At 41.3% G+C, this 25,368-nt stretch carries 28 protein-coding genes, 4 tRNA genes and 1 riboswitch; of the genes, 9 read left to right on the top strand and 23 right to left on the bottom strand.

The annotated features are described in order from the left end of the window. Nucleotides 1–6: 6 nt before the first annotated feature. The 5 genes from E0H87_RS07990 to rpoD all read right to left on the bottom strand — a co-directional run bounded on the left by E0H87_RS07990 (nt 7) and on the right by rpoD (nt 4,903). Nucleotides 7–1,191 carry an iron-containing alcohol dehydrogenase gene (locus E0H87_RS07990; protein ID WP_131323096.1) on the bottom strand — a complete coding sequence of 395 codons (1,185 nt, stop codon included), beginning with the start codon at nt 1,189–1,191 and terminating at the stop codon, nt 7–9. Nucleotide 1,192: 1 nt separating this feature from the next. Beyond that, the gene (locus E0H87_RS07985) at nt 1,193–1,726 is read right to left on the bottom strand and encodes a hypothetical protein (RefSeq protein WP_131323095.1); all 534 of its coding nucleotides are present in this window, start codon (nt 1,724–1,726) and stop codon (nt 1,193–1,195) included. 81 nt (nt 1,727–1,807) lie between these two features. After that, the gene (lipB, locus tag E0H87_RS07980) at nt 1,808–2,470 is read right to left on the bottom strand and encodes a lipoyl(octanoyl) transferase LipB (protein ID WP_131323094.1); all 663 of its coding nucleotides are present in this window, start codon (nt 2,468–2,470) and stop codon (nt 1,808–1,810) included. 133 nt (nt 2,471–2,603) lie between these two features. Continuing rightward, entirely contained in the window at nt 2,604–2,891 is a 288-nt protein-coding gene (locus tag E0H87_RS07975; protein ID WP_131323320.1) for a YbeD family protein, read from the bottom strand. 122 nt (nt 2,892–3,013) lie between these two features. Further along, a complete protein-coding gene (rpoD, locus tag E0H87_RS07970; RefSeq protein WP_131262515.1) occupies nt 3,014–4,903 on the bottom strand; it encodes an RNA polymerase sigma factor RpoD in 1,890 nt (629 codons plus the stop codon). A gap of 427 nt (nt 4,904–5,330) precedes the next feature. Between rpoD and E0H87_RS07965 the strand changes: the two genes are divergently transcribed. Together E0H87_RS07965 and E0H87_RS07960 are read left to right on the top strand one after the other, a co-directional pair. After that, on the top strand, nt 5,331–5,540 hold the full coding sequence (locus E0H87_RS07965) for a PA3496 family putative envelope integrity protein (RefSeq protein WP_116759873.1): 210 nt from the start codon (nt 5,331–5,333) through the stop codon (nt 5,538–5,540). 68 nt (nt 5,541–5,608) lie between these two features. Beyond that, nucleotides 5,609–6,133, top strand: coding sequence for a YecA family protein (locus E0H87_RS07960; protein WP_116759871.1), 525 nt, complete (start codon nt 5,609–5,611; stop codon nt 6,131–6,133). 156 nt (nt 6,134–6,289) lie between these two features. Here the strand turns inward: E0H87_RS07960 and E0H87_RS07955 are convergent, their stop codons facing one another. The 3 genes from E0H87_RS07955 to E0H87_RS07945 form a co-directional block, all read right to left on the bottom strand. Beyond that, nucleotides 6,290–6,709: an ABZJ_00895 family protein gene (locus tag E0H87_RS07955; RefSeq protein WP_131323093.1), complete on the bottom strand. Its 420-nt coding sequence runs from the start codon at nt 6,707–6,709 to the stop codon at nt 6,290–6,292. Nucleotides 6,710–6,732: 23 nt separating this feature from the next. Next, a complete protein-coding gene (locus E0H87_RS07950; RefSeq protein ID WP_131323092.1) occupies nt 6,733–7,356 on the bottom strand; it encodes a DedA family protein in 624 nt (207 codons plus the stop codon). A gap of 137 nt (nt 7,357–7,493) precedes the next feature. After that, nucleotides 7,494–8,426, bottom strand: coding sequence for a rhodanese-related sulfurtransferase (locus E0H87_RS07945; RefSeq protein WP_131323091.1), 933 nt, complete (start codon nt 8,424–8,426; stop codon nt 7,494–7,496). Nucleotides 8,427–8,630: 204 nt separating this feature from the next. Between E0H87_RS07945 and E0H87_RS07940 the strand changes: the two genes are divergently transcribed. Further along, a complete protein-coding gene (locus tag E0H87_RS07940) occupies nt 8,631–9,116 on the top strand; it encodes a DUF1289 domain-containing protein (RefSeq protein WP_131323090.1) in 486 nt (161 codons plus the stop codon). Nucleotides 9,117–9,160: 44 nt separating this feature from the next. Continuing rightward, nucleotides 9,161–9,772 carry a LysE family translocator gene (locus E0H87_RS07935; RefSeq protein ID WP_131323089.1) on the top strand — a complete coding sequence of 204 codons (612 nt, stop codon included), beginning with the start codon at nt 9,161–9,163 and terminating at the stop codon, nt 9,770–9,772. A gap of 56 nt (nt 9,773–9,828) precedes the next feature. Here the strand turns inward: E0H87_RS07935 and ribB are convergent, their stop codons facing one another. The 12 genes from ribB to E0H87_RS07875 form a co-directional block, all read right to left on the bottom strand. After that, nucleotides 9,829–10,488, bottom strand: coding sequence for a 3,4-dihydroxy-2-butanone-4-phosphate synthase (ribB, locus tag E0H87_RS07930; protein ID WP_131323319.1), 660 nt, complete (start codon nt 10,486–10,488; stop codon nt 9,829–9,831). A gap of 104 nt (nt 10,489–10,592) precedes the next feature. After that, a riboswitch (FMN riboswitch) is annotated at nt 10,593–10,750 on the bottom strand. A 199-nt stretch (nt 10,751–10,949) separates the two neighbouring features. Continuing rightward, complete coding sequence (gene panD / locus E0H87_RS07925) at nt 10,950–11,330, bottom strand: aspartate 1-decarboxylase (protein ID WP_016165796.1); 381 nt, start codon at nt 11,328–11,330, stop codon at nt 10,950–10,952. A 144-nt stretch (nt 11,331–11,474) separates the two neighbouring features. Further along, entirely contained in the window at nt 11,475–12,056 is a 582-nt protein-coding gene (gene pth, locus E0H87_RS07920) for an aminoacyl-tRNA hydrolase (protein ID WP_131323088.1), read from the bottom strand. Between the two features lie 19 nt (nt 12,057–12,075). Further along, the gene (gene rplY / locus E0H87_RS07915) at nt 12,076–12,372 is read right to left on the bottom strand and encodes a 50S ribosomal protein L25 (RefSeq protein ID WP_116759855.1); all 297 of its coding nucleotides are present in this window, start codon (nt 12,370–12,372) and stop codon (nt 12,076–12,078) included. Between the two features lie 103 nt (nt 12,373–12,475). After that, nucleotides 12,476–13,429 (bottom strand): ribose-phosphate pyrophosphokinase, encoded by a 954-nt coding sequence (locus tag E0H87_RS07910; RefSeq protein ID WP_116759853.1) that lies wholly within the window; start codon nt 13,427–13,429, stop codon nt 12,476–12,478. A gap of 36 nt (nt 13,430–13,465) precedes the next feature. After that, a tRNA-Gln gene (locus E0H87_RS07905) sits at nt 13,466–13,540 on the bottom strand. Nucleotides 13,541–13,632: 92 nt separating this feature from the next. Beyond that, nucleotides 13,633–13,707, bottom strand: a tRNA-Gln gene (locus tag E0H87_RS07900). 18 nt (nt 13,708–13,725) lie between these two features. After that, nucleotides 13,726–13,800 (bottom strand) — tRNA-Gln (locus tag E0H87_RS07895). A gap of 24 nt (nt 13,801–13,824) precedes the next feature. After that, a tRNA-Gln gene (locus tag E0H87_RS07890) sits at nt 13,825–13,899 on the bottom strand. Continuing rightward, on the bottom strand, nt 13,898–14,728 hold the full coding sequence (ispE, locus tag E0H87_RS07885) for a 4-(cytidine 5'-diphospho)-2-C-methyl-D-erythritol kinase (protein ID WP_131323087.1): 831 nt from the start codon (nt 14,726–14,728) through the stop codon (nt 13,898–13,900). The genes E0H87_RS07890 and ispE overlap by 2 nt, the downstream gene beginning before the upstream one ends. A gap of 12 nt (nt 14,729–14,740) precedes the next feature. Next, nucleotides 14,741–15,322, bottom strand: a complete 582-nt coding sequence (lolB, locus tag E0H87_RS07880) for a lipoprotein insertase outer membrane protein LolB (protein WP_131323086.1) — start codon at nt 15,320–15,322, stop codon at nt 14,741–14,743. Between the two features lie 9 nt (nt 15,323–15,331). Beyond that, on the bottom strand, nt 15,332–17,044 hold the full coding sequence (locus E0H87_RS07875; protein WP_205677744.1) for a tetratricopeptide repeat protein: 1,713 nt from the start codon (nt 17,042–17,044) through the stop codon (nt 15,332–15,334). Nucleotides 17,045–17,123: 79 nt separating this feature from the next. Here E0H87_RS07875 and hemA point away from each other — a divergent pair, with 79 nt between their 5' ends. Continuing rightward, nucleotides 17,124–18,407 (top strand): glutamyl-tRNA reductase, encoded by a 1,284-nt coding sequence (gene hemA / locus E0H87_RS07870; protein WP_131323084.1) that lies wholly within the window; start codon nt 17,124–17,126, stop codon nt 18,405–18,407. Nucleotides 18,408–18,423: 16 nt separating this feature from the next. Here the strand turns inward: hemA and E0H87_RS07865 are convergent, their stop codons facing one another. Then, nucleotides 18,424–20,304 (bottom strand): DNA primase, encoded by a 1,881-nt coding sequence (locus E0H87_RS07865; protein ID WP_131323083.1) that lies wholly within the window; start codon nt 20,302–20,304, stop codon nt 18,424–18,426. 185 nt (nt 20,305–20,489) lie between these two features. Continuing rightward, entirely contained in the window at nt 20,490–21,479 is a 990-nt protein-coding gene (locus tag E0H87_RS07860; RefSeq protein ID WP_131323082.1) for an outer membrane protein assembly factor BamD, read from the bottom strand. Between the two features lie 71 nt (nt 21,480–21,550). Here E0H87_RS07860 and rluD point away from each other — a divergent pair, with 71 nt between their 5' ends. The 3 genes from rluD (at nt 21,551) to E0H87_RS07845 (ending at nt 24,104) form a co-directional block, all read left to right on the top strand. Next, nucleotides 21,551–22,603, top strand: coding sequence for a 23S rRNA pseudouridine(1911/1915/1917) synthase RluD (gene rluD / locus E0H87_RS07855; protein WP_131323081.1), 1,053 nt, complete (start codon nt 21,551–21,553; stop codon nt 22,601–22,603). A gap of 87 nt (nt 22,604–22,690) precedes the next feature. Next, nucleotides 22,691–23,431 (top strand): peptidoglycan editing factor PgeF, encoded by a 741-nt coding sequence (gene pgeF, locus E0H87_RS07850; RefSeq protein WP_131323080.1) that lies wholly within the window; start codon nt 22,691–22,693, stop codon nt 23,429–23,431. Between the two features lie 106 nt (nt 23,432–23,537). Then, complete coding sequence (locus E0H87_RS07845) at nt 23,538–24,104, top strand: flavodoxin family protein (protein ID WP_131323079.1); 567 nt, start codon at nt 23,538–23,540, stop codon at nt 24,102–24,104. 43 nt (nt 24,105–24,147) lie between these two features. On the opposite strand, the gene smpB is transcribed toward E0H87_RS07845, so the two are convergent. Next, complete coding sequence (smpB, locus tag E0H87_RS07840) at nt 24,148–24,624, bottom strand: SsrA-binding protein SmpB (protein ID WP_131323078.1); 477 nt, start codon at nt 24,622–24,624, stop codon at nt 24,148–24,150. A 251-nt stretch (nt 24,625–24,875) separates the two neighbouring features. Here smpB and coaD point away from each other — a divergent pair, with 251 nt between their 5' ends. Beyond that, nucleotides 24,876–25,367, top strand: coding sequence for a pantetheine-phosphate adenylyltransferase (gene coaD, locus E0H87_RS07835; RefSeq protein ID WP_131323077.1), 492 nt, complete (start codon nt 24,876–24,878; stop codon nt 25,365–25,367). Nucleotide 25,368: the final 1 nt, after the last annotated feature.

Genomic DNA, 25,368 nt, shown 5'->3' with positions numbered 1-25,368 from the left:
GCATTTTTACCATGCTTTTTGAAGAATTGATCTTAAGTCTTCAAAGGATGCTTCTTTCGGATTATAGATGATGGAACCATCATTTAAGGCTTTTTCAGCCACTTCATCTAGTTGAGCCTCGGTAACTTTACCTGTTTCTTGAAGCGTTCTTGGTAGTTTAGTTAGGCTGAACAAACGGTCACGCATCGCTTGAATGGTCGTGATGGCTTTACCTGCACGTAAATGTGCTGGGGTTTGTGCATAAATATCGGCTCCTGCAAGAGGAAGTAATAGATCTGCGATTTTGTCACCATTCACTTCTTTGTTGTATTCCAATACATAAGGCAAGAATAAATTCATGCATAGACCGTGGGGGAGGTGAGCCACAGCACCGAGTGCATGTCCTAAAGAATGAACCAGACCAACCATAGAATTAGAGAAGGCAATACCAGCCATAGTCGATGCTTGCGCCAATTCTAAACGACCTTGTGAATCGTTTGGGTTATCTAAAACATTAAACAAGTTGCTGCAGATTTTTTTGATTGCAGCCGTTGCATAGGCATCACTGATTGGGTTGGCGGCCATGCAAGTGTAGGCTTCAACAGCATGTGTCAGTGCATCCATCGCAGTCATCGCGGTGAGATGTGGCGGCAAAGTAAGGGTCATACGCGGATCAAGAATTGCAGCATGTGGCATTAGATAGTATGAAGCAAAAGCCATTTTTACATTCTTGGTCTTGTCTGATACAACAGCAACCATAGTCACTTCAGAGCCTGTACCTGATGTGGTTGGAATCACAAAGAAAGGTTTTAAAGGCTTAGGTAAGTTGTGTGCGCCTGAATATTGCAGTAAATCATCACCGCCTTCACTGACTAAAATATTGGTAGCTTTAGATGTATCAATCACTGAACCACCACCAACGGCAATAATCGCATCACATTGGTTTTCACGATATAAGGCAGCAGCTTGACGAACAGTATCTAGGCTTGAATCAGGTGGAACATCATCAAAAATACAGCCAATCACGGCGTCGGTTGATTCAAAGGCAGCTTCAATGGGTGCTAATAATTGGTTACCACGTACACCTTTGTCGGTAATGATCATAGGGCGTTTGGCACCTAAAGTCGCAAGTTCAAAAGGAATATGCTCTAACGCGGCATTACCTGCAATAACTTTAACTGGGCAAAAAAATTCATAATAAGGCTTTGCCATGTTATGCACTCCGTTTGAAATATGATTGAGCCACTTTAAGATAAATATTGGCTGCGCCTGTAAGCTTTTCTTTTAGGCTTAGTTCGTGTGGGTATTGTTTGACTGCAAGTTCAGCCAGTAATTTCGGTAAAATCAACGCTTCCATTTTATTCAAGCAACGAACTAAACGAATGGCATAAGATAAATCACCATCGGCAATCATTCGGTCATTGGCAAATGCTTGGGCTGTACTTTCCTGAAAAGAAAAGACTAAAAAGGCATGACTGAGATGTTTGAATGTAATGGTGAGGTCTGGTTTTTGCTCGGTTTCATTCAATAATATCAATTCATGATTATCGGTGACTTTGGCAATAAAAGCAGGACCATGCGGGAATACCTTCATGGACAATACGAAATTTGCAGGAAATTTTGCAACTTCCTGCTTAACTTCATCATCCACCTGACTTGCCATAACCAATCCTCTGCCAATCACATCCATCATGAGTTTGACATAGCCGAGCTGTAAAGCAGGTTTTACTGATTTGTTTAAAATCACTTGCTTATCCCTTAGTTTAAGAGTCTTTTATTTTATTTAGAGTAAATACTCTAATTTATTTCACTGTATAAAGTAAAGTGCTTATTGTTGAACAATTTGAACTTTATTAAAGTACCCGCTGTTTTCTAAAGTTTCAATGATATCGACGCATAAGTTTTCAAAACTTGGTGGGTTTTGTTCAATTAAGTCATGAATGCGGACCATTTCTAGACCCGCGTAGCCACATGGATTGATGGTATGAAAACCAGTTAAATCACAATTAATATTGAGTGCGAGTCCGTGATAACTACGTCCACGACGAATTTTAAACCCTAAAGATCCTATTTTGCGCTCATTTACATACACACCAGGCGCATCGGGTTTGGCATACGCTTCAATTCCGTACTTATTCAGTAACTCAATCATCAAGTTTTCCGCATAAGACACCAGTGTGCGCACATTCCAACCTAGGCGATTTAAATCAAACATGAAGTAAGCCACCAATTGACCAGGGCCATGCCATGTCACTTGTCCGCCCCGATCTGTCTGTACCACAGGAATGTTGGAAGGAATTAAAATGTGTTCTGGTTTGCCTGCTTGACCTTGAGTCAAGACATCGGGATGTTGTAATAACCACAGTTCGTCAGGTGTTTCTGCATCACGCTGCTCGGTCAATTGTTTCATGTCCTGAAAGCGATCGGCATAAGGGGTAAGCTGAGTAAATTGACGAATGATTAAAGTGGGTTTGAGTACAGCATCAGTCACGTCGACAGCATCCTTATCAATATTGGAATGTGAGCTAAATTATAAGCCGAGCTGAGTAGGATAGGGAGATATATCTGGAATGGAATTCAAAGTGACATAAAAAAACACGCAGTTCGCGTGTTTTTTTGAGTGCTTATAGTGCAGTTTTAATTAACGGACAAGCCGCAAGATCTGCATATAACTGATGAACTTGTTCTAATTCTTCAAAACGCAATTGAGCGGTTAAAGAATGATATTTACCCGTGCGTGATGGTTGTACTTGAATCGATTTACCATCAAACTCAGGGAAATGTTTTACTAAAATTTCAACTACAGCAACATGTAACTCAGTGCCAGCAAGACCTATGAGTTTAATCGGGTAGTCCATTGGGAACACCCAAAGATGTTCTTGTAATTCACGAGATGGTGTACGGTCTAACATAGTCATGAGCGTCAGTCCCCCTTATTTCAAACGCCTGCGAAACTGCAGGCGTTAGGTGTTGCTCTTAAATACATAATGGAGACAAGCGATAAAATTTCAAGTCTCCATCGTATCTATACAAATTAGTCGTTTTCTAGGAATGAACGTAAGTGTTCAGAACGAGAAGGATGACGTAACTTACGAAGTGCTTTGGCTTCAATCTGACGAATACGTTCACGTGTTACATCAAACTGTTTACCTACTTCTTCTAAAGTATGATCGGTTGGCATATCAATACCAAAACGCATTTTCAAGACTTTGGCTTCACGTTCAGTCAAGTTTTCAAGCACTTCACGTGTTGCTTCTTTTAAGCCTTCAGACGTTGCAGCATCAACTGGTGAGGTGATGTTACTGTCTTCAATGAAGTCACCCAAGTGCGAATCTTCATCATCACCAATTGGCGTTTCCATAGAAATCGGCTCTTTGGCAATTTTGAGGACTTTACGAACTTTAACCTCGTCCATTTCCAAACGTTCGCCGAGTTCTTCAGGTGTAGGTTCACGGCCCATTTCTTGAAGAAGTTGACGAGATACACGGTTGATCTTGTTAATGGTTTCGATCATGTGTACTGGAATACGAATGGTACGTGCTTGGTCGGCAATTGAGCGGGTAATCGCCTGACGAATCCACCATGTTGCATAAGTCGAGAACTTATAACCACGACGGTATTCAAACTTGTCAACTGCCTTCATCAAGCCGATGTTACCTTCTTGAATTAAGTCTAGGAACTGTAAGCCACGGTTGGTATATTTTTTCGCAATCGAAATTACCAAACGAAGGTTGGCTTCAACCATTTCCTTTTTCGCACGACGTGCTTTTGCTTCACCCACAGCCATACGTTTAGAAATGTCTTTAATGTCTTTTACATTCAAGTCCAATTCTTTTTCGATGTCGGCAATTTTCTGTTGGAAAGCAAGCACATCAGGACGCACTTTTTCTAAATGCGCTTTATGCTCAGCTGGCGCTTTGGCAATTTGTTCATCTAACCAAGCAAAGTTTGATTCTTGACCTGGGAAAGATGTACGGAATTGAGTACGATCCATACGGCCACGACGAACTGCGTAGCGCATTACTTCGCGTTCAGACGTACGAATTTGGTCGTGAGTGCCACGAATCATTTCTGAAATGATATCAAATAGACGCGGAGTAAATTTGAACATCATAAACACAGTTGCAAGGGCTTCAAGCGCAGCTTTAGCCTCGTCGCTATTACGACCATGTTTCGCAATTACGGTTTTGGTTTGTTCCCACGCATTTGAAAGTTCTGAAAAACGTACTTTCGCAACTTCAGGGTCTGGGCCAGAATCACCTTCAGAATCATCATCACTTTCAGACTCTTCATCTTCATCTTCATCATCAAGTTTGACATCTTTGGTTGACTTGCTTGAAGAGTCTGCAATTTCTTCAATTTCTTCAGCTTCTTCTTCCAAGACTTCTGGAATCTCTTCATCAGTTTCAGGGTCTAAATAGCCTGATAAAATATCTGCAAGACGACGTTCGCCTTCTAGAAAATCATTATATTCTTGTAAAACGACTTCAACTGCATTTGGCCAGTAGGCAATAGAATGCAGAACATCGCGAATACCTTCTTCGATACGTTTCGCAATGCTAATTTCACCCTCACGGGTTAAAAGCTCAACAGTACCCATTTCACGCATGTACATACGTACAGGGTCTGTGGTGCGACCAGGTTCGTTTTCTACAGAGGCAAGAACGGCAGCAGCTTCTTCTTCTGCAACTTCATCGGCAGCTTCTGCATTGTCTTCGAACATTGTATCGTCAGATTCAGGTGCACGTTCGTGTACAGGAATACCCACGTCTTGAAGCATTTGAATAATGTCTTCAATCTGTTCGCTTTCAGTAATCGAGTCTGGGAGATGATCGTTAACCTCAGCATAAGTTAAGTAACCTTGCTCTTTGCCTCGGCTAATCAGAGCCGCTACTTGCGAAGTAGGGGAAGTCATATCGCTCATCTTTGCTTACTCTTGGTTGAATCTGTGACTGTGAAAAACCGTGCTGGATAGCTCAGTTTGCTTCATAAACTTATCTGTAAATTGCAATGTATCTCATCAGGAATGATCAGCAAATAAGCCGCCTGATAAAATATTTAATGTAAATTTAAGGATAAAGATGGGGGTGAATTTGTTATTTTCAAGTTCATCCCTTGCGTTCGTCAGTTCAAAATCCAACATTTGGAATCAAAAAACATTTTGGATTTGATATTAAAAATACCGCAAAACTAAAAGACGCAGGGTGGATTATATCATGCCATGAAATTGGTTAAAAATAAAGACCAAAATTCAAATAAAATGCAATAAATTTAAATAAAGCTTGACAAGATTTCGGAAGAACGATAAATAGCGCCTAGACCCATTATATTTTTATTCTGAGGTAGTTTGAGTGTCTTCAACAGATTTTGAATTAGATGATAACTACGGTGATGATGACGTCAATTTTGACGAAGCATCAAGCAAGATTAGCGCAAAAGAGTCGCTGGAAAAACGTCGATTAATTGATGACTTACTCGCACAACGCCGTTTAGAGCGCGAGTTAAAAGATTTTGATTACGATATAGACGATGACGACGATTTCGATGATGAGGATGATTAAAACTCACGATGAGAATCGTGTGCTGAAAATGTTATGATACGTCTTACAATTTTAAGCTTGGATATAAAATGAGTGCTTTAGATTTAGACCTATTGAGTGAATATCTAGATGGTGACCAAAATGAGCATGGTCTAGATTTCGCAGCGACTCATGGTTTTTTATGTGCAATTGCTGTTGGCCCGCAATTTGATCGCTGGTTAGATGAACTTTTTGAAAGTAATCAGAAAAAAGTTCCTGCTGAGATTATTGCGCAAGTCAAATCTTGGCTAGACAGTATTCGTCAGAATTTGGCAAATGAAGAAGGAATTGAATTTCCTTTTGAAATTGAAGAAGCTGATGTGGAATCAAGTTTAGGTGACTGGAGTGTTGGCTTTGTCGATGCGATGTTCTTAAATGAAGAAGCATGGTTTGCACCAGAATACGAAGAACAATTGGTTGATTTAACTTTACCAATCATGGTGTTCAGTGGCATTGATGACGAAGATCCACAAATGGAATCTTTCCGTCGCAATGGTCAATTAATGGATGAATTGGCGGAAGAAATTCCAGACAATTTAAATGAAATTTATTTAATGTACCACACGCCAGCGTGATGTGACATCTTGCGCCGCTACAATCGCGGCTCATGTATCACCACACACCAAATTAATCTTATAGCATTAAAAGAAAAGCACCGTCAGGTGCTTTTTTTATGTTAATGATAAGCTAAAAGCCATCTTATTGATGTTGAGTTTAATGTGAATGGAGCGTTAAATCCGATGCTGTTTTATTGCGATAAAACTTGCATACCAGCCATAGGCAAAATGAAAAATGACACCATGCACTGCGATTAAGCACAACATGATGAGTGCTGAAAGACCGAGACCAGCTTCATCGGCAGCTTTTAAAATTTGTTCTGCATTTGGGTTTATCAATACCAAGAAGAACACGAAGAAACTCTCAATAACAATGGCAATAGCGCTACAACCCCAAACCAATTGAATTTTTTCATCACTGCTAGGTAAACGTTGTTCTTTTTTGACAAAATGGTTGGCATTTAGCAAAGCTGAAGCGATTAAGGCTGGAATTAAGGTGATTCCGCCTAAATGTAAACCAAAAATGAGAATAGTTACGAGGATCACTAAAGCGATACTGTAAATTGCAGTAAAATGTTTTAAATAATGCTTCATGTAAATCCTTAAGTTAAATGTGCTTAGTCTTTGAAATTTCTTCTTTTTTGCTGATGTCGTCGATAGAAAATCCATACCATAATGAGCAGGGCAATACCAAGCATCACATAGCCCACTTGGCTAAAAATTTGATGCATGAGTGCTTGATTTTCACCGAAATAGAAGCCTACGCAGGCTAAGAAACTGGTCCAAATAATGGTACCTAAGCTGCTGTAGAACATGAATTTCCAAAATGGCATACGACTCATGCCTGCAGGAATACTGATTAGAGAACGGACAGCAGGGACCATACGACCAAAAAAGACGATACGGTGTCCGTAATGTTCGAACCAGTCTAAGGCAGTTTTGACATCGGTTGATTGAATAAAGAAATATTTGCCATATCGGTCAACGAAACGAAAGATGGTTTCATGATTAAATTTATAACCAATCCAATATAGAACTGCCGCGGCAACTAAAGAGCCGATACAACCCGCAATAATCACACCGATGAGCAGTAGCTCGCCACGCGAGGCGGAATAACCTGCGGAAGGCATGATAATTTCGGAAGGTACAGGAGGGAAGACGTTATCTAAAAACATCAATAGGGCTATACCGAGATAGCCCAGTTTCTCCATAATGAAGATAATCCATTCTGTCAGGTTCATATACGTTTATGAAAGTGAAGACAATTTATCCTAATTGGATTTGAAACAGTGGTAAAGCTCTGTTTTGTATTTGTTTACTTTGGGCTAAGTACAAAAAAGCCTCCGAAAGAGGAGGCTTTGGGGAAGATTGCAAAAAATTAAAGACGTTTGCGTTTTGCCGCAGCAATTTGAGATTGACGCATACGGAAGCCATCTTTTTGTTTGTCCGTGGTTTTGTCTACACAATACTTACAAGATACACCATGTTCATAACTTGGCTCTTCCACTTCGGCTGGAATTAATGGCCAACCACATGCGTGACATTTAATGTTTTGACCTTCTTCTACACCGTGAGTCACCGCTGTACGACCGTCAAATACGAAACATTCACCTTCCCACATGCTTTCTTCGGCAGGGGTTTCTTCTAAATACTTTAGGATACCACCTTTCAGGTGATACACCTCGTCAAAGCCTTCTTGTAAAAGCAAAGAAGTCGATTTTTCACAACGAATACCACCAGTACAGAACATCGCAATTTTCTTGTCTTTATGTTGAGCAAGATTTTGTTTTACATAATCTGGAAATTCACGGAAAGTCTCAGTTTGTGGGTCGATTGCGCCTTTAAAAGTACCGGCTTTATATTCGTAATCATTGCGAGTATCAATCAGAATCACGTCATCACGTGCAATCAGATCGTTCCATTCTTTAGGGTCTAGGTAGTGACCAACTAAATCACGTGGTTTAACTTCTACGCCCAGCGTGACAATTTCTTTTTTTAGTTTAATTTTCATTTTACGAAATGGTTTTTCAGAGCTGGTTGACTCTTTATATTCCATGGCGTTAAAGCCTTCGTTTAAAAGAAATTGGTGTACAGCATCAATTGCTGCACGGTCACCCGCAACGGTACCGTTAATTCCTTCATCTGCAACAATTAGAGTACCACATAGATTGATAGTGTTTACCAAGTTTAAAAGACGCTGTTGTAAATCAGCAGAATCTTGAACTTCTTTGAATTGATAAAGTGCGGCAACAACCCAATCAGCGGTCGCTTGCTGTTCTACAGGTGCAAGCTGTTCTACAGTAGCGTTCATGGAGTACTCCAAATATAAACGATAGGACAAAATTTAAGGCGCATATTTTAGCGCGAATTACAGTAATAAGCGAGAAAACCCGTCAAGAATTATGGTTTTTAAATTAGGCGATAAACGGTATGATGCTTAAGCAATCTTAATTGAAAATTAATGGAATTAAATTTTGTTTTATAGTGTTTATCTATATGATTTTAGGAGTTTATTTTGAGTAATGATCGTCGAATCGCTTCACTTACGCCATGTGCAGGGCGTTGTTCTACGGTCTTTGGTGATGCAGTTTGTCGGGGGTGTCGTCGTTTTAATCATGAAGTCATTCAGTGGAATACTTATTCAGCAACGCAGCAAAATGCTGTTTGGGTTCGCTTAGATGCTCAGCTAGATCAGATTCTAGTGCCAATGCTACCCTTTGCAGATTTAAGACATGTTGAAGGTTTTGTCTTGTCGAAGCGCGTGCGTTTGCGGCCAGAAGCTTCTAAAGGGCGTAAGTTATATCATGCACTTAAAATTTGTGAAAAGAACAAAAATTTTACTCAAGAAAGTGGCTTGGGTATTGCTGAGCAGCAAGTGAAAGCTTTGTGGCAAGAGTTTGAGCGTCGTGTATTGGCATTGGCGACTGCAAGTTATGATTTGGCATTTTTACGTGCTGATGGAATTAGTCATAGCTTATTACGTGATGATGAAGAAGATTAAAACACGCACTTTATTTTAATTTGTATAAAAGAAAGTAATGACTTGTGAATTATATTGAATACTTTTTATATTGTTTTGCCGTTGTGATTATGATCGCTACACCTGGACCTGTCATGCTATTGGTGGCAAGTGCGGGTTTGAAAGGGGGCTATCGTCGTGCATTACAAACCATTTTTGGTACGAATCTGGCTTCTTTAGTTTTAATTGCCGCGTCTATTGCAATTCTTAAAGGCTTTTTAACCATTAGTGAGCAATGGTTTAATGTGGTTAAAATTTTAGGCTGTCTATATATTGTTTATCTTGGTCTACAAATTTTAAGAGAAGTTTGGCAGGGAGATGTTGGGGCTGAGAGTACCTCGGGTACAGTTGCAAATGGTGGATTTAAGCAAGGTTTTCTAGTCGCTATTTCTAATCCCAAAGATATTATTTTCTTTGCTTCATTTTTTCCGCAGTTTGTACAGATTACGCCAAATTTAAATTTGAGTTTAAGCATTCTAACGCTGAGCTGGATTGCGCTCGATTTTGCGACGTTATCCTTTGTTTATTTGATGTTTAATCGTTTTTCACGCTCGAAGATGTATCAACATCTGTTGGCTTGTTGCGGTATGATTTTAATTGTTGTCGCACTTTATGGTATTTATGCCACATTATTTTAAATGTGATCCTTGATCAGATTAAAAAAGTCCCAGCATGAAGACTGGGACTGTGTCATTTATACGTAATGAGTTAAGCGATATTGCACCAGTTCTTCAATGGTAATGACTGTAAGCTGATGAGTTTGAGCATAAGCCAAAACTTGTATCCCCGAAGCCATGCTGCCATCGGGATTGGTTAACTCGCATAAAACACCAGCGGGTTTAAGCCCAGCTAAGCGAGCAAGGTCAATTGTACCTTCAGTATGTCCACGACGACTCAAGACCCCACCATCACGCGCACGTAATGGGAATACATGACCCGGACGGTTCAAGTCACTGGCTACTGCGCCAGTACGTGTTGCTGCTTGAATGGTGGTTACACGGTCTTGTGCTGAAACCCCAGTTGTTACCCCTTGAGAGGCTTCAATCGTGACCGTAAATGCAGTTTTAAATTGGCTTGAGTTATCACTGACCATCGGTGGTAGTTCTAAATGATCTGCAAGTTCGTTAGTGATGCAAAGGCAAACAATACCAGAACCATCACGAATCATACGCGCCATGGTCTCGATCGTTAATGTTTCCGCGGCAATGATTAAATCCGCTTCATTTTCACGATCAAAATCATCCATGACCAAGACAGGTTTACCTTGGCGGATATCGGCTAATGCTTGTTGAATACGCTGTTCTGCTGGGGGAAGTGCTGAAAAAAAGAGTTCTGGTTGGATTAAACTAGACATTGAAACGCTCGCGTAAGTTGAAGATACGGTTGAACATTTCAGGACTTTGAAAAATTGGCGTAGCAATAAATAATCACAGGTTTGGCCTGAGACTTTATTGGTCACGTCGTCTTCTTTCATCCGGACTATACCGTCGGCTTTGGCTTTGAACCAAATCTGCATGTAGCTTTAAGGCTACACGCTCGTGGGCTGAGTCAGCAGTTGTAAAATATTCAGCTGAAATTACCACCGGTGGGGAATTACACCCCGCCCTGAAGCGATGTGCTGCCAGTATAAACTTTTTTACAGAAAATGTGATATTTCATCTAACTTTAGCATCATCATTATTTCTGACAATGATTGCAAGAAATTCGCTAAGCCAATTGAGAAGAGTAGTGGCGTATAGAAAGAACGCGAATTGTACGTAGATTTTTATAGGTGAGAAATAAAAAAGCCCGCAATTTGCGAGCTTCTTATTTATTTTATGCCACTTGGACTGGAATACAGTTTGCAGTGTGATTGACTGTATTGTCTGGGTTAGCGTAAACCAAACGAGGTTTATGTGCATTGGCTTCTGCTTCGGTAAATGCACCAAAAGTCGCAATGATCACAAGATCACCCACATCTGCTTGGTGAGCAGCACCACCATTTACTGAAATAATTCCAGAATTGTCTTCACCGCGAATCGCATAAGTCGCGAAACGTTTACCGTTCGTCACGTTCCAAACATGGATTTCTTCGTATTCACGAATACCAGCTAAATCCATTAACACACCATCAATTGCACATGAACCTTCATAATGAAGTTCAGCATGGGTAACTACAGCGCGGTGAATTTTGCATTTTAGTAAACGAGATAGCATGGCGAGCGTCTCCTGAGTGGACCTAAGACCGTTATCTTTTGTTTGAATCAATCGCTTCTTACAACATCAGTAATCAGCAAAAAACGCATTTTGCTCTGAAATAAACAACATGGCAAGAAAGATTGTTTAACAATTCAAATAAATTCAGTTGGGTTTATAAGCATTGATTTGATTCATTGCTTGCTGAATATCACCATTCACGAGTAACTTGAGTCGTGATAGTGCATGATCGATTGCATCATCCATTAAACTTTGTTCACTGCTTGGCGCTTTGCTAAGCACATGTCCAGAGACGCGTTCTTTAGAACCAGGATGACCAATACCAATACGTAGACGATGAAAATTTGGACCGAGGTGTGGAACAATGTCACGTAGTCCATTATGACCACCATGACCACCGCCAGTTTTGAGGCGAATGACACCAGGGTTCATATCAAGTTCATCATGGGCAATTAACATTGCTTCAGGTGCAACTTGATAAAATTTGCAGAAGGGAACAACACTTTTGCCTGAAAGGTTCATAAAGGTTGTTGGTAAAAGCAGACGAACGTCTTGACCTTCGATATTACCACGACCACTTATTCCATGGAATTTTGGATCGGCTTTTAATGTAATGCCATATTTTTCTGCAATGCGTTCTACAAACCAGAAGCCTGCATTATGGCGGGTTTGGGCATATTCCTTTCCAGGATTACCCAAACCAACAATTAGCGATAAATTAGCCACTAATTACACCATTTAACACTTATGCGCGTTTGAAGTCAGCGTGCATAGGTGTGTTTTTAGCTGGGTGACGTTGTAACGCTTGGATTTTAACGTTTTCAACTTTGTCGCCAACTTTGATTTCAACAACTTCTTCGAAGAAAGCGTTGTTTTCTAAAGCTTTAACAAGCTCACGAAGTTCTAAAGTAACAGCTACAGGTTCAGCGTTACCACCGTAGATGATTGCTGGAACTTGTGCAGCGTGACGAAGGCGGCGGCTCGCACCTTTCCCTTGGTTAGCTGCTTCACGTGCTTGTGCGTTTAATACGAAGTTTGCCATGATAGACATCCTTAATTTAAGTTTATTAAATAAACTAGATCTGCGACCGACCTAGTGAGACAAAGCCCTGCACTGGGCAGGGCTTTGGAATTTTAGCGTTATATTATAGATAACTATCGAACATTGCGCTAATAGATTCTTCGTTGTTAATACGACGAATTGTTTCAGCAACCATACTGGCAACCGAAACTTGGCGAATCTTACCAAGCTGTTGTGCTTCTTCAGAAAGCGGAATTGTATCTGTCACTACGAGTTCGTCGATGACAGAGTTTTTCAAATTCTCAATTGCTTTGCCTGAAAGTACAGGGTGAGTTGCATAGGCAACAACACGGCGAGCACCAAAAGTTTTTAGTGCATCAGCAGCTTTACATAAAGTACCTGCTGTATCTACCATGTCATCAACAATGACACAATCACGACCTTTCACATCACCAATCAAATGCATCACTTGTGATTCATTCGCTTTTTGACGACGTTTATCGATAATCGCAAGGTCAATATCACCCATTTGTTTAGCAACAGCACGAGCACGAACTACACCACCAACGTCTGGAGAAACAACCATGAGGTTGTCATGAGACTGTTGGCGTAAGTCAGCAAGTAATGCTGGAGTGCCGTAAATGTTGTCTACTGGGATATCGAAGAAACCTTGGATTTGGTCTGCATGTAGGTCGATCATTACAACACGGTCAATACCTACAGTGGTCAGCATGTCTGCGACAACTTTTGCAGTGATTGGAACACGTGATGAACGAGGACGACGGTCTTGACGTGCATAACCGAAGTAAGGAATGACAGCAGTTATACGACCAGCACTTGCACGACGTAAGGCGTCTGCCATCACTAAGATTTCCATAAGGTTATCATTAGTAGGCGCACAAGTAGGTTGTACGACAAATACGTCTTTACCACGAACATTTTCAGTGATTTCTACAGCAATCTCACCATCAGAGAAGGTTGAAACTGAAGCAGCACCTAAAGGAATGTGCAAATGGCTTACGACTTTTTGAGCGAATTGTGGATGAGCAGTTCCACTAAAAACGACAAGATTGGGCATGAAGCACCCTTGGCGGTTGGTGTGTTTGAAATTAGATGGCAGGGGCGGCTGGATTCGAACCAACGGATGGCGAGATCAAAACCCGCTGCCTTACCACTTGGCGACGCCCCTAATGCGGCAGAACTTTAATATTTTTGCGCGTTCATGTCAAGGTAAATTAACAAGAAGATGCAAAGTGTTGTTCTGTCTTTTAAACTTGAAATTGGCAGGGGCGGCTGGATTCGAACCAACGGATGGCGAGATCAAAACCCGCTGCCTTACCACTTGGCGACGCCCCTAAATTTGATGTGTGTATATGGCAGGGGCGGCTGGATTCGAACCAACGGATGGCGAGATCAAAACCCGCTGCCTTACCACTTGGCGACGCCCCTAATACATACATCTACAGGTGAAATTGGCAGGGGCGGCTGGATTCGAACCAACGGATGGCGAGATCAAAACCCGCTGCCTTACCACTTGGCGACGCCCCTATTGAACTTTAAAATGACGTAATGGAGATTCATTTAAACTATTGACCAAGTAAGCTTTACAAGGCGAATGTTTAAGAATTTCATTGACGTGCATTTCAGCAGTTACTTCAGTAAAAACACAAGCACCTGTACCTGTAAGTTTTGCAACACCGAACTGATCTAAATATTGCATCGCTTCATTGACTTCAGGATATAGACTTCTTACCAAAGGTTCAAAGTTATTTCCAAAGTCAGATGGCTTTATCTGATAGGCGCAAAATTTAGATGGCTTTGAGTTTCTTGTCAACGTCTTTTGTGAAAAAAGCAGTTGAGTGCTGATAAAACAATCAGGTTTTAGCACTATGTACTGTTTTTGATCTAAGTTGATGAATGTTAAGTGTTCACCTATGCCTTCTGCCCATGCATTTTTCCCATGTACAAAAATAGGAACATCCGCACCAAGTTTCACTCCTAACTCAGCCAATTGTTCAATTGTTAAACCGCATTGCCAGAGTTGGTTCACCACAATCAGGGTGGTAGCCGCATTGGATGAACCACCGCCGAGTCCAGCACCCATTGGAATATTTTTTTCAATGTTGATTTTTAAGCCAGTGAGATGTTTTGCTAGTGGTTTTAACATCTGTGTGGCTTTGTAAATTAAATTCTGTTCCAAATCGACGGCATTTAAGCCTTCGATCTGAATGTCCTTTTGCTGTGTAGGTTCAAATTCCAACCAATCGCATAAGTCGATCAGTTGAAAAATACTTTGTAGCTCGTGATATCCATTTTCACGACGTCCTGTGATGTGTAAAAACAGATTGAGTTTTGCAGGAGAAGGTACACGAATCATAGCCAGCCAGAATTAACGGTTTTGAATAAGCATTGTAATACGATTTTCTTTACCAGATTCAAGTTCTTGTTTCAGAACTAATTTATTGGGTAGTTGTGCCGTGTCGTTATAACTGAGATCGACTTGCCAGCCATCTTCAATAATTCGTTGCGGACGATTCGCTGCATCTTTGTTGATTTGTGCTTGCAGTGTTGCTGGTCGAGCCTGTACCCAATCAATTATATGAGTAATCGGCGCTTGCCAACCCGTTGCTTGCTCTAGGAGTTCTTCTGGTGTAGCGGCTTGGATTAAACCTGTTTTAGCACTATTGAGGCTCACAGCGCCTGGTCTTCCTGTAATTTGAGTTTTACCGACCCCAAGAATGCCACTAAGTTCGATATCAAATTCTTGCTGTTGTTGCTGCCAAGTAAAAAAAGCACTACCCGATTGTTGTGGGGTGCGAACACCAATTTTACCTTGTAAATTGAAATGATTCTGTTCAGCAGCATTTGGGCCTTCAGCAGGAATTTGTGGTTTAGTAAATTGTTGACAGCCTGTTAGGAATAAAACACTACTGGTGAATACGGTTAGACCGACTTTTGAAAATACACGCATCAAAATCAATTAGCTCTTTTTCATTTGTTGAGGTAACAGTAACGAATTCAGTTGTTCCAATTGAGGATCATTTGGGTGTTTTTGTTTTAATTGTTGTAACACAGTACTGAATTCAGTAATTTTTCCTTGCATATATAATGCTTTAGCGTATCGAACGCCTATTGAAACACTATTGCTTAAGGTATATGCCTTGCCAAGTACTTGCGCAGAAGTCTCAAAGTCATTCTGTAAATAGGTGATATAACCGAGCGTATCCAAAATGGATGCTTGATCAGGCGTATATTCTAATGCGAGTTCAACATAATGCCGTGCATCATCTAAACGTCGATTTTGTAAGGCGAGCGTATAGGCGTAGGCATTTAAATAAGTGGGGCTATTGGGTTCGATTTCCAATAAGCGATTGAGGAGTTGCTCTAATTTGGCACGATCTTGAAATGGATCAAGTAATAAGACTTCGGCATAGATTAAGTCAGGATCGTCCGGCAGATTTTTTATGGCTTCATCCAATAAACGGCGTGCCGCTTTGGTGTTGTTCATTCGCTTTAAAATATCTGCTTGCGCTTGATAGAGGAAACTGGCGTGTTGTGGGTAGTTGACCCGTTCTTGAGTTAAAAAGCGCAAGGCATCTTGTAGCTTATTTTGCTGTGCAAAAATATTAATCATGCTGCGTCTAGAGACAGGGTAGAGGCTACCATCGACCAAGCGGTAGTAGGCTTTGGCTGTTTCAAAGTGCTGCTTGCGTTCAGCATTGACGGCCAAATAGTAGTAGGCATCATTTTGATATTGAGCTGAATATCTCAGTTCGACCAAAAATTTTTCCGCATCTTCATATTGTTTTAAGTCAATACTGGTCAGACCTGCTAAAAAGAGGGCCTCTTCTTGTTTAGGCCACTTTTTTAAGATGCTTTCGAGCTTTTTAAGCGCAGTATCAGATTGATTTAATTTAATTAAGTATTTGGCTTCTGCGAGTCGAACTTCTAAATTGTCACGATGTTTACGACTAGATTTATCATACCATTTCAAAGTTTCTTGTTGGTCACCCAAGGCATTGAGCAAATTGGCTTTCATGAGAATAAAGCCGGTGACTTTTGGGCGCTTGCGCAAAGCACGGTTAATGGTAATTAGTGCTTGATCGAATTGACCATTTTGTGCGTCTAAGCCAGCGATTAGCACCAAAATGGATGGATTGTCTTTTTCTTTACTGGCAGATAAGGTTTTGAGCAGAACTTCACGGTCTGTTTGTGATTCAGGTGAAATACCCGCCAAAATTTGCTCTAAATCCGCATTGGGATCAATCATTAATATTTTATCGAGTGTTTCTGCTGCCAGCTCGTATTCATGTGCTTTTAAGGCGATATGCGATAAATAAAATAGTGCGGGCACATCTTCAGGTTCTTGTACCACCCAATGTGTTGCAATATCGAGTGCTGCTTTTAAATCATCTTGTTCTAGCGCAATATTGAGTGCACGTTGTTTCACAAGCGTGGAATTACTCCGAATAGCCAGAACAGTGTAGTTGTGCAAAGCGGTTGGGATATCATGATATGCCAAAGCAAATTCCGCAATCATGCTTTGTTTTATGGCATTATTGTTTGAATTTGCATGATAAACTGCCTCTGATGCTCTTGCATGAGTACCAGAAGCCATGCTACCAACCAGTAAGAATGTGGTAGAATACTGTTTTATCGTCGTGCCGTTTATACGGCTGTTTGTTTGACGCAATTTTTTCTTGATCCAAGTAATGCTTTTTATGACACCGATGTTGCACAATAGCATAAATTTAGTGAATTGATGATTTGATATGTCTTTCTTTGCATTGGGGGTCAACCATCAAACCGCGTCTGTAGCGTTGCGTGAGCAAATTGCATTTAATGCTGAAAAGCTTAGTGTATTGCTTGCCCAGCAAAGTCACAACACTGAATTAAATGATTTGGTGGTGGTGTCTACATGCAACCGCACAGAGGTTTATGCCATATCTGAAAATGCGGATATGGTACTCAGTTGGCTCGCCCAAGCAAATGATCTAGATGTAAAGCAACTGGTCAATCATGTTTACCGCTATGAGGATGCGCAAGCGGTGACGCATTTAATGCGCGTGGCTAGCGGGCTAGACTCCTTAATGCTCGGTGAACCGCAAATTTTAGGACAGGTCAAATCTGCCCTGTCTTTAGCCAAAGATGCGCACACGGTTTCAGGTAATTTAAACCGAATTTTTGAATATGCCTTTTATGCGGCCAAGCGTGTTCGTTCAGAAACTGCGGTGGGTAGCCATGCCGTTTCAATGGGTTATGCCGTTGCGCAGCTAGCCTTACAAGTTTTTAGTCAGCCTGAAAAATTGACCATTCTGGTGGTTGCGGCAGGTGAAATGAATAGCCTCGTTGCAAAGCATTTGGCGGAAATGGGTGTGGGTAAGGTGCTGATTTGTAACCGAACCCGTGAACGTGCCGAATTATTAGCTCAAGAAATTGCCCATCAGGTTGAAGTCGAAATTATTGAGTTTGCCGATTTAGCTGAGAATTTGCATCGCGCAGATGTGATTTCAAGTTGTACAGGAAGTTTGCATCAGGTTATTTCCTATCAAGATGTGAAACGAGCCTTAAAGAAACGCCGTTATCAGCAAATGCTCTTGGTTGATCTTGCTGTACCGCGGGATATAGAGCCAAAAGTTGAATCTTTAGATGGTGTCTATCTCTACGGTGTGGATGATTTACAGTCGGTTATTGATGAAAATCTTGCACAGCGTCGTCAGGCGGCAGTTGAAGCGGAAGTAATGGTGAATCAATTAGCCATTGAGCTGATTACCCATGAACGGGTCAATGAAGCGGGCGAAACCATTCATCAATATCGCCAACATGGACATGAATTACAACAAGAAGAATTACAGTTGGCCCTATCTCGTTTAGCCAAAGGCGAAAATGCTGCACAAATTATGCAAGATTTTGCGCATCGTCTAACGCAGAAATTGCTACATCCAACTTCTATTGTGTTGCGAGATGCAGCCAAAGCAGAAGATCCTGCTTATTTTGAACAATTGCAGCAAAGTTTAGCCCATGTTGCAGCTCATCGACGTAAAGCTAAAAAATAACCATGCTTTCTATGGCTTAAGATAATAGGCGCAGTCCAATTTTCTTGGTCAGTTCATTCAGTTGTTGACGTAAATTACGTGATTCGAGCAATGAGTTCGGGTCTTTTAATTTCTGTCGTAAATATTTTTCTTGTAAACCTAAGGCGTATTCAGTCGCCAGTTTATCTGCCATTTCGGGTGCATGGGTCAGCACTTCAATATTGGTACGTCGCATAATATCGGCAATTTCTAAGCCATAGGTACTGCATGCGCCCAATACGTAATAAGTTGCCAGTTCTTGGTCATCAGGTAAGTTGTCAAAAATCCGGTTGAGAATGTTGAGAACATGCGAAAGCAATTCCTGACTTGGAACAAAGGCTCGTAAAGTTTCAAAATGAATATACAAAAATGGATGATTCATCAGAATAGCGATGGCGAAATCTTCGTCTTTGGTTCGAATGTTAAAAGACAGGGAGGCATCATTGCTGAGTTGCGGTGTCCAACGTTTACCAAACCCCAATTTCTCCTTAAAGGATTGATTTAAAAGATAACGAAAAGAACCCGTTTTAGGTAGTAATTCGGTCAACTGGCGCAGTTCGGCCATGACCAGACTTTTACCTTCAGGACTACTGATATCCTGATTTTGGGTGAGGTGTGCAAACACGAAATCCGAAAGTAGGGGCGCTTGCTGTAATAAGCGCTGGAAATTTTCTAAACCTTCACGTCGAATCAGTGAGTCAGGGTCATGATCATTTGGGAGCACAAAAAACTTCAGTTCGCGACCATCATTCAATAAGGGTAAGGCAATATCTAAGGTGCGTCGTGCGGCTTTTTGACCTGCGGCATCACCATCAAAGGCAATGGTAATACGGCTGTTCTGTTTGAACAGAATATTTAAATGTTCAGTATTACTCGCGGTTCCCAAAGTTGCGACTGCACCATGAATGCCATTTTGTTGCAGCGCAATCACATCCATATAGCCTTCAACCATCAGCCAGTCTTGGGCTTTTTGTTTACGACCTTCATACAGCCCATACAGCAACTGATTTTTATGGAAAACTTCGGAATCTGGCGAGTTGATATATTTTGGTTTAATTTCATCATTCAGGGCACGGCCACCAAAGCCGACCACACGGCCTTTGGCATCACGAATCGGGAAAATCACGCGGTCACGCAGTAAGTCAAAATCACGTCCACTGTCACTGGTACGGATAAGTCCCAATAATTTTAAGCCCTGAACATCTTGTGGAAAGGCCTTTTCCAAATGTTGCCAATCTTCCGGTGCATAGCCTAAACGCCAGAATTGAATGGTGTCTGCGCCTAAGCCACGGTGTCTAAAATATTGTTGTGCGCTTTGACTCTGTGGCAATTGTCGTTCGTAAAATTGCGCGATATTTTCCAGCAAATCGTACAGATTACCATCTTGCGCAGGGGCTTCATTGAACGCTTGAAATTGTTCAAAATGAGCAAAAGGGTCATCGCTATTTCCAAATTCTTCAAATGGGTCATGATCGATTTGCGGGTTGTGAGGTGTTGGAATCTGAACAGGATTTGCAGGAGCAACTGGATCTGCTGCTACAGGTTTAGTTTCTCGTTTGTAGGAGAGACGTTTAGAATCTTGATTGTCTTTGGGTAATTCAATACCCGCTTGGCTCGACAGATCTTTCATCACATCGACAAAATTACGATTGTCGATGTCCATTAAAAAGCGAATGGCATTACCATTGGCCTGACAGCCAAAGCAGTGATAATACTGTTTGTCACGATAGACATGAAAAGAGGGCGACTTTTCCTGATGAAACGGGCAACAACCTGAGTAGGTACGTCCCGTTTTTTTAAGTTTCACGCGTTGACCAATTAAATCGACAATATCAGTTCGATCGAGAATTTGATCTATCGTGTGCTGAGGAATGGCCATAGTCGTTATCGTGATACGTGCAGCAAAAAGAAAATGCAAAGTGAGATTTGCGCGAATCTAACTTTTGCAAAAGAAAACTATTTATTTGTATATGGTTTAATCAACTTGATCAAGCCAAATGCAAAATATAAAAGGGCAAGTATGATAACTTGCCCTTGATCAAATTGCACGACGTGTTACGAGTTTTATTCGCCAGATGTGCTTGATGCAGGTACTTCACTAGAAACTTTTGGACGATCAAGCAAACCAAAAGTCATGCGGTTGGTGATGCTGCGTTGTTCGGCTGGTGCTGTCGTTTTATGGGTTTCGATAGAACTCTGTTCTTCACGACCAAAGACCCCTAAAGTTGCACGGTTGAGCCAGCTACCTTCTTTACGCGCAGCACGTAAATTCACGCTACCATCAGATTTCACCAGATTCGGATAGTTCAGTTTAAGAACATCTATATATTGTTGCGCAGTGGCTTTATCACCCAGTTGTTCGTAACCATAGGCAACTGTTGCTAAAGCTTCTGGAATTTGTGGTGTTTGTGGGTAATGTTCAATCACCCATTGCGAACGTTCAACAGCGGCTAACCACGCTTTACGCTTAATGTTAAAGCGCGCCACGTTCATTTCACTTTCAGCCAGCTCATTGCCAATATATTTCATACGTTGGGCCGCATCTACTGCATAGGTGCTTGATGGATAGCGACGAATGAAATCGACAAAGTTTTGGTAAGCCTGTTTTAAATAACTGGTATCACGATGTGATTGCTTTAATGAGGTATAACGCATTAAACCATCATAGTTTTGTTCCATGTTCGCTACACCGCGTACATAGTAAGCATAATCTACATTTGGGTGCTGCGGGTTTAAGCGAATAAAACGCTCTGCAAGACTGATGGTGCCTTCATAATCTTTTTGCTGGAATTTAGCGTACAACAAATCAAGCTGAGCTTGCTGTGCATAATCACCCGTTGGGTAGTAAGTATCAATCGCTTCTAGGTATTTGGCTGCATCAGTATATTGACCATTATCTAGCGCTTTTTCAGCTTTTTGTATATACACTTGCTCACTTAATTGTGGACCTGTATCCACCACTTCTTTTTTTGGATTACTGCTACAGCCCACCATTGCCGATGCAATGCCTAAAGAAAGAGCGAGCATTGTAATTTTATAACGTGGCAGCGACATAAAAATTCCTCTGTTAATACGGGCAATGAGCTACAATTGCGCTATTAAACCACTTTTGTTTGAATGATCAAATGACCCAAGCACAATCTACTGATACAAATTTTGCAGAAACTGATTTCAATTTACTTGAAGAAACAGACGAAGCAGATAACCATACTTCTGATGCAACTGCAACACGTTTATCGTTGCAATTTCAATTGGATGAAAGCTATATCGGACAGCGTATTGATCAGGTTGCGGCGAATGTTTGGAGCGATTTCTCACGCGAAAAACTCAAGCAGTGGCTGAAGGATGGGCATTTGTTGGTAAATGGTAACATTGTTAAACCAAAGTACAAATGTGAAGGATATGAGCAACTTACTCTAGATGTTGAGCTAGAAGCACAAACGACTAGTCAGCCTGAAAACATTCCACTTAATATTGTTTATGAAGATGATGACATCATTGTGATTAACAAACCTGTTGGAATGGTGGTCCATCCCGGCGCTGGAAATAGCACAGGGACTTTGGTCAATGCGCTGCTTTATCATTATCCAAAGTCGGCTGAACTGTCACGTGCAGGTCTGGTGCATCGTATTGATAAAGACACAAGCGGCTTGTTGGTTGTGGCAAAGAACTTGGAAGCTCAGTTTGCATTAAGCAAGCAACTAGCAAGTAAATCAGTTTATCGTGTCTATGATTTGATTGTTTATGGCAACATGATTGCAGGCGGTACGATTGATGAGCCAATTAAACGCCATCCTGTTGATCGCGTTAAAATGACTGTATTACCGGGCGGCAAAGATGCTGTGACCCACTATAATGTAAAAGAACGTTTTCAACATTTTACGCGCGTACAGGCACGTTTGGAAACTGGACGTACGCATCAAATTCGTGTGCATTTTGCCTACATTGGTTATGGTCTGGTCGGAGATCCAGTTTATATGCCTCGTGTGCGTGTTCCAGCGGGAGCATCTGAATTGTTGAATGATACTTTGCGTGGCTTTAGACGTCAGGCATTGCATGCTGTGCAATTGGGTTTAGTCCATCCACGTACGGGTAAAGACATGATGTTTGAAGCCCCATGGTCAGAAGATTTTGCAGCATTGGTTGAGGTCTTGCGTAGCGAGAATGCAGCTTATTAAAAGCAATTGAAAATGTAATCTTTGCGAAGTTCCTGATGCTAAAAAGGAATAACGCAAAGATGATTTAAGTTACATAAGGAATTTAACATGCAATTTGTTCAAGGCTTTCCAGAAGGTGTTTTTGTCGGACAAACGCGTGTACACCATGAGCATACTTTGGTATCGGATAAACCTGAACTTGAGGGTTTTAATTTGGCATTGCATGTTCAGGATAATGCCCATCGAGTACAACAACACCGAATGCAGTTACTTGAAGAATTCTCTGCTTTGGGCGTGGAAAAAATCACGTGGATGACACAAACCCATAGCACGATTTGTCACGTGGTGAATGAGCAAATCTGCTTTGAGGCACTTGAAGGCGATGGCTTAGTGACTCAACAGAAGCAGCATGCCTTAATGATGATGACTGCGGATTGTTTACCCATTGTCCTTGGTGATGCCGATGCGATTGAGGTGGCGAACCTACATGCAGGTTGGCGTGGACTGGCCAATGGGATTGTAGAAAATACCATTGCCGCGATGCAGCATCCTCCTGCTTGGGCATGGTTAGGGGCAGCCATTAGCCAGCCTTGCTTTGAGGTAGGGGCAGAAGTCAAACAAAGCTTCTGTAGTAAATATCCTGCTTTAGCTTCGGCTTTTGAACCATCAAAAGAACAAGGAAAATACTTTGCTGATTTATATGCAATCGCACGCTATATTTTGCAGCAGCATGGTGTCACTAAGATCTTAGGTGGCGACCAGTGTACCTATAGACAAACTGAAGAATATTATTCTTATCGCCGTAATGCTAAAACTGGAAGAATGGCGACTTTTGTCTTTTTAAAATAGGCACGGTCAGCTTAATTGGTTCGCCGATTTTACATTGGGTTATACACTCCCTCAGGCGAATGAAAAGTGTTAAACTTGACTTAATTATTTGGTTTTAAAAGTTTCCATGTCTGTCACTGATCCCGTTTCTTCTACTCCAGTACATGTATGTGTGGTTTATCATAGTCCTTATGGTCATACGGCCAAGGTAGCCCAATATATTGCGCAAGGTGCAGAGCAGGCAGGTGCAGATGTGCATTTGATTTCTGTGGCAGCAGTTCAGTGGGAGCTTCTAGATCAGGCTGATATTATTATTATGGGCTGCCCAACGTATATGGGAAGCCTGACATCAGCCCTGAAACAATTTATGGAAGATTCTTCTAAGCGTTGGTTGGCTCGTGCTTGGCAAGGAAAACTTGCTGCTGGTTTTACCAATGGCGGTGGCTTAAGTGGCGATAAATTGGCAGTCTTGCAACAGATTAATTTATTTGCCATGCAGCATGGGATGTTGTGGGCGGGTTTGCCGTTTATGCCCACTGGGCGTAGCCAGCAAGATATTAACCGTATGTCGAGCTTTTTAGGTTTAATGACCCAGTCCGATAATGCCAGTGTTGAAGTGACCCCGCCAGAAGGGGATTTGGAAACAGCGCGCAAGTTTGGTAAATATTTGGTCGAACTAAAAGCTGACTATTAACAGTGCAAATAATAAAAAAACCTCCCAATGGGAGGTTTTTTTATTATTTATGAAATATACGAGCTTTATCACGTTGCCAATCACGATCTTTTTCAGTGGCGCGCTTGTCATGCAGTTGTTTACCTTTCACTAAGGCGATTTCTAACTTTGCACGTGGGCCTTTCCAGTAAGCGGCTAGCGGAACGCACGAATACCCTTTTTGATTGACTGCACCAAGCAATTTTTCCAGCTCGCGACGGTTTAACAGTAACTTACGTGTACGGGTTGATTCAGCAACGATATGCGTAGACGCACTCAGTAAAGGTTGAATTTGTGCACCGAAAAGGAATGCCTCACCATTTTTGAAAGTAATATAACTTTCAGACAGTGTCATACGACCAGCGCGTAATGATTTAACTTCCCAACCTTGTAGGGAAAGTCCAGCTTCAAATTTTTCTTCAATAAAATAATCATGGCGGGCACGCTTATTTTGGGCAATCGTACCGCCATTATGTTTTTTAACTACAGTTGCTTTCGCCATAATCAATTACTTCCAAAGTTATGACTATTGTGCCCCAACATGAACCTACTGACAATTCTTAAATCAGGTTGGAAAGGTTTAATCTAAATCAAATATACAACCAGATGGAATAGGGCTATTTCGTTTAAGGAAAACAGGCCAATAGTTTTTGTGCGAATAATGAAGATTTTTCAAATTTATGCAGTTTCTTCACCAAAAAAACAAGATTTTGTTAAAATACATCCCAATAAAATGAATCAGAGTACAAATGGATGACTAAAACTCGCGTAATCTATCCAGGAACATTTGATCCAATTACCAATGGGCATGTCGACCTTGTGACGCGTGCATCAAAAATGTTTGATGAAGTTGTGGTGGCCATTGCGATTGGGCATCATAAGAATCCATTGTTTAAATTAGAAGAACGTGTGGCTTTGGCACAGGCTTCTCTGAGCCATTTACCTAATGTAGAATTTGTAGGGTTTGATGGTTTATTGGTAAATTTTTTCCGTGAACAGAATGCAACAGCCGTTTTACGTGGTTTGCGTGCAGTGTCTGACTTTGAATATGAATTTCAATTGGCGAATATGAATCGTCAACTCGATTCACGCTTTGAAGCGGTGTTTCTCACCCCATCTGAACAATATTCATTTATTTCTTCCACGTTAATTCGTGAAATTGCTCGTCTGAAAGGCGATGTCACCAAATTCGTTCCAGAAGCGGTGGTGAAAGCCTTTGAGCAAAAGCATCAACAGGGTTGGTAGA

This window comes from Acinetobacter sp. ANC 4178 (genome assembly GCF_004331175.1).
In the GTDB taxonomy this organism is placed as follows: Bacteria; Pseudomonadota; Gammaproteobacteria; order Pseudomonadales; family Moraxellaceae; genus Acinetobacter.
This window is presented reverse-complemented; position numbering and strand designations above follow the sequence as displayed.

Coding starts and splice junctions, on each gene's coding strand:
- E0H87_RS07990 (WP_131323096.1), bottom strand. CDS start 1,191: ATGGCAAAGCCTTATTATGAATTTTTTTGCCCAGTTAAAGTTATTGCA.
- E0H87_RS07975 (WP_131323320.1), bottom strand. CDS start 2,891: ATGTTAGACCGTACACCATCTCGTGAATTACAAGAACATCTTTGGGTG.
- rpoD (WP_131262515.1), bottom strand. CDS start 4,903: ATGAGCGATATGACTTCCCCTACTTCGCAAGTAGCGGCTCTGATTAGC.
- E0H87_RS07960 (WP_116759871.1), top strand. CDS start 5,609: ATGAGTGCTTTAGATTTAGACCTATTGAGTGAATATCTAGATGGTGAC.
- E0H87_RS07955 (WP_131323093.1), bottom strand. CDS start 6,709: ATGAAGCATTATTTAAAACATTTTACTGCAATTTACAGTATCGCTTTA.
- E0H87_RS07950 (WP_131323092.1), bottom strand. CDS start 7,356: ATGAACCTGACAGAATGGATTATCTTCATTATGGAGAAACTGGGCTAT.
- E0H87_RS07945 (WP_131323091.1), bottom strand. CDS start 8,426: ATGAACGCTACTGTAGAACAGCTTGCACCTGTAGAACAGCAAGCGACC.
- ribB (WP_131323319.1), bottom strand. CDS start 10,488: ATGTCTAGTTTAATCCAACCAGAACTCTTTTTTTCAGCACTTCCCCCA.
- panD (WP_016165796.1), bottom strand. CDS start 11,330: ATGCTATCTCGTTTACTAAAATGCAAAATTCACCGCGCTGTAGTTACC.
- rplY (WP_116759855.1), bottom strand. CDS start 12,372: ATGGCAAACTTCGTATTAAACGCACAAGCACGTGAAGCAGCTAACCAA.
- E0H87_RS07910 (WP_116759853.1), bottom strand. CDS start 13,429: ATGCCCAATCTTGTCGTTTTTAGTGGAACTGCTCATCCACAATTCGCT.
- ispE (WP_131323087.1), bottom strand. CDS start 14,728: ATGATTCGTGTACCTTCTCCTGCAAAACTCAATCTGTTTTTACACATC.
- lolB (WP_131323086.1), bottom strand. CDS start 15,322: ATGCGTGTATTTTCAAAAGTCGGTCTAACCGTATTCACCAGTAGTGTT.
- hemA (WP_131323084.1), top strand. CDS start 17,124: ATGTCTTTCTTTGCATTGGGGGTCAACCATCAAACCGCGTCTGTAGCG.
- E0H87_RS07865 (WP_131323083.1), bottom strand. CDS start 20,304: ATGGCCATTCCTCAGCACACGATAGATCAAATTCTCGATCGAACTGAT.
- E0H87_RS07860 (WP_131323082.1), bottom strand. CDS start 21,479: ATGTCGCTGCCACGTTATAAAATTACAATGCTCGCTCTTTCTTTAGGC.
- rluD (WP_131323081.1), top strand. CDS start 21,551: ATGACCCAAGCACAATCTACTGATACAAATTTTGCAGAAACTGATTTC.
- pgeF (WP_131323080.1), top strand. CDS start 22,691: ATGCAATTTGTTCAAGGCTTTCCAGAAGGTGTTTTTGTCGGACAAACG.
- E0H87_RS07845 (WP_131323079.1), top strand. CDS start 23,538: ATGTCTGTCACTGATCCCGTTTCTTCTACTCCAGTACATGTATGTGTG.
- smpB (WP_131323078.1), bottom strand. CDS start 24,624: ATGGCGAAAGCAACTGTAGTTAAAAAACATAATGGCGGTACGATTGCC.
- coaD (WP_131323077.1), top strand. CDS start 24,876: ATGACTAAAACTCGCGTAATCTATCCAGGAACATTTGATCCAATTACC.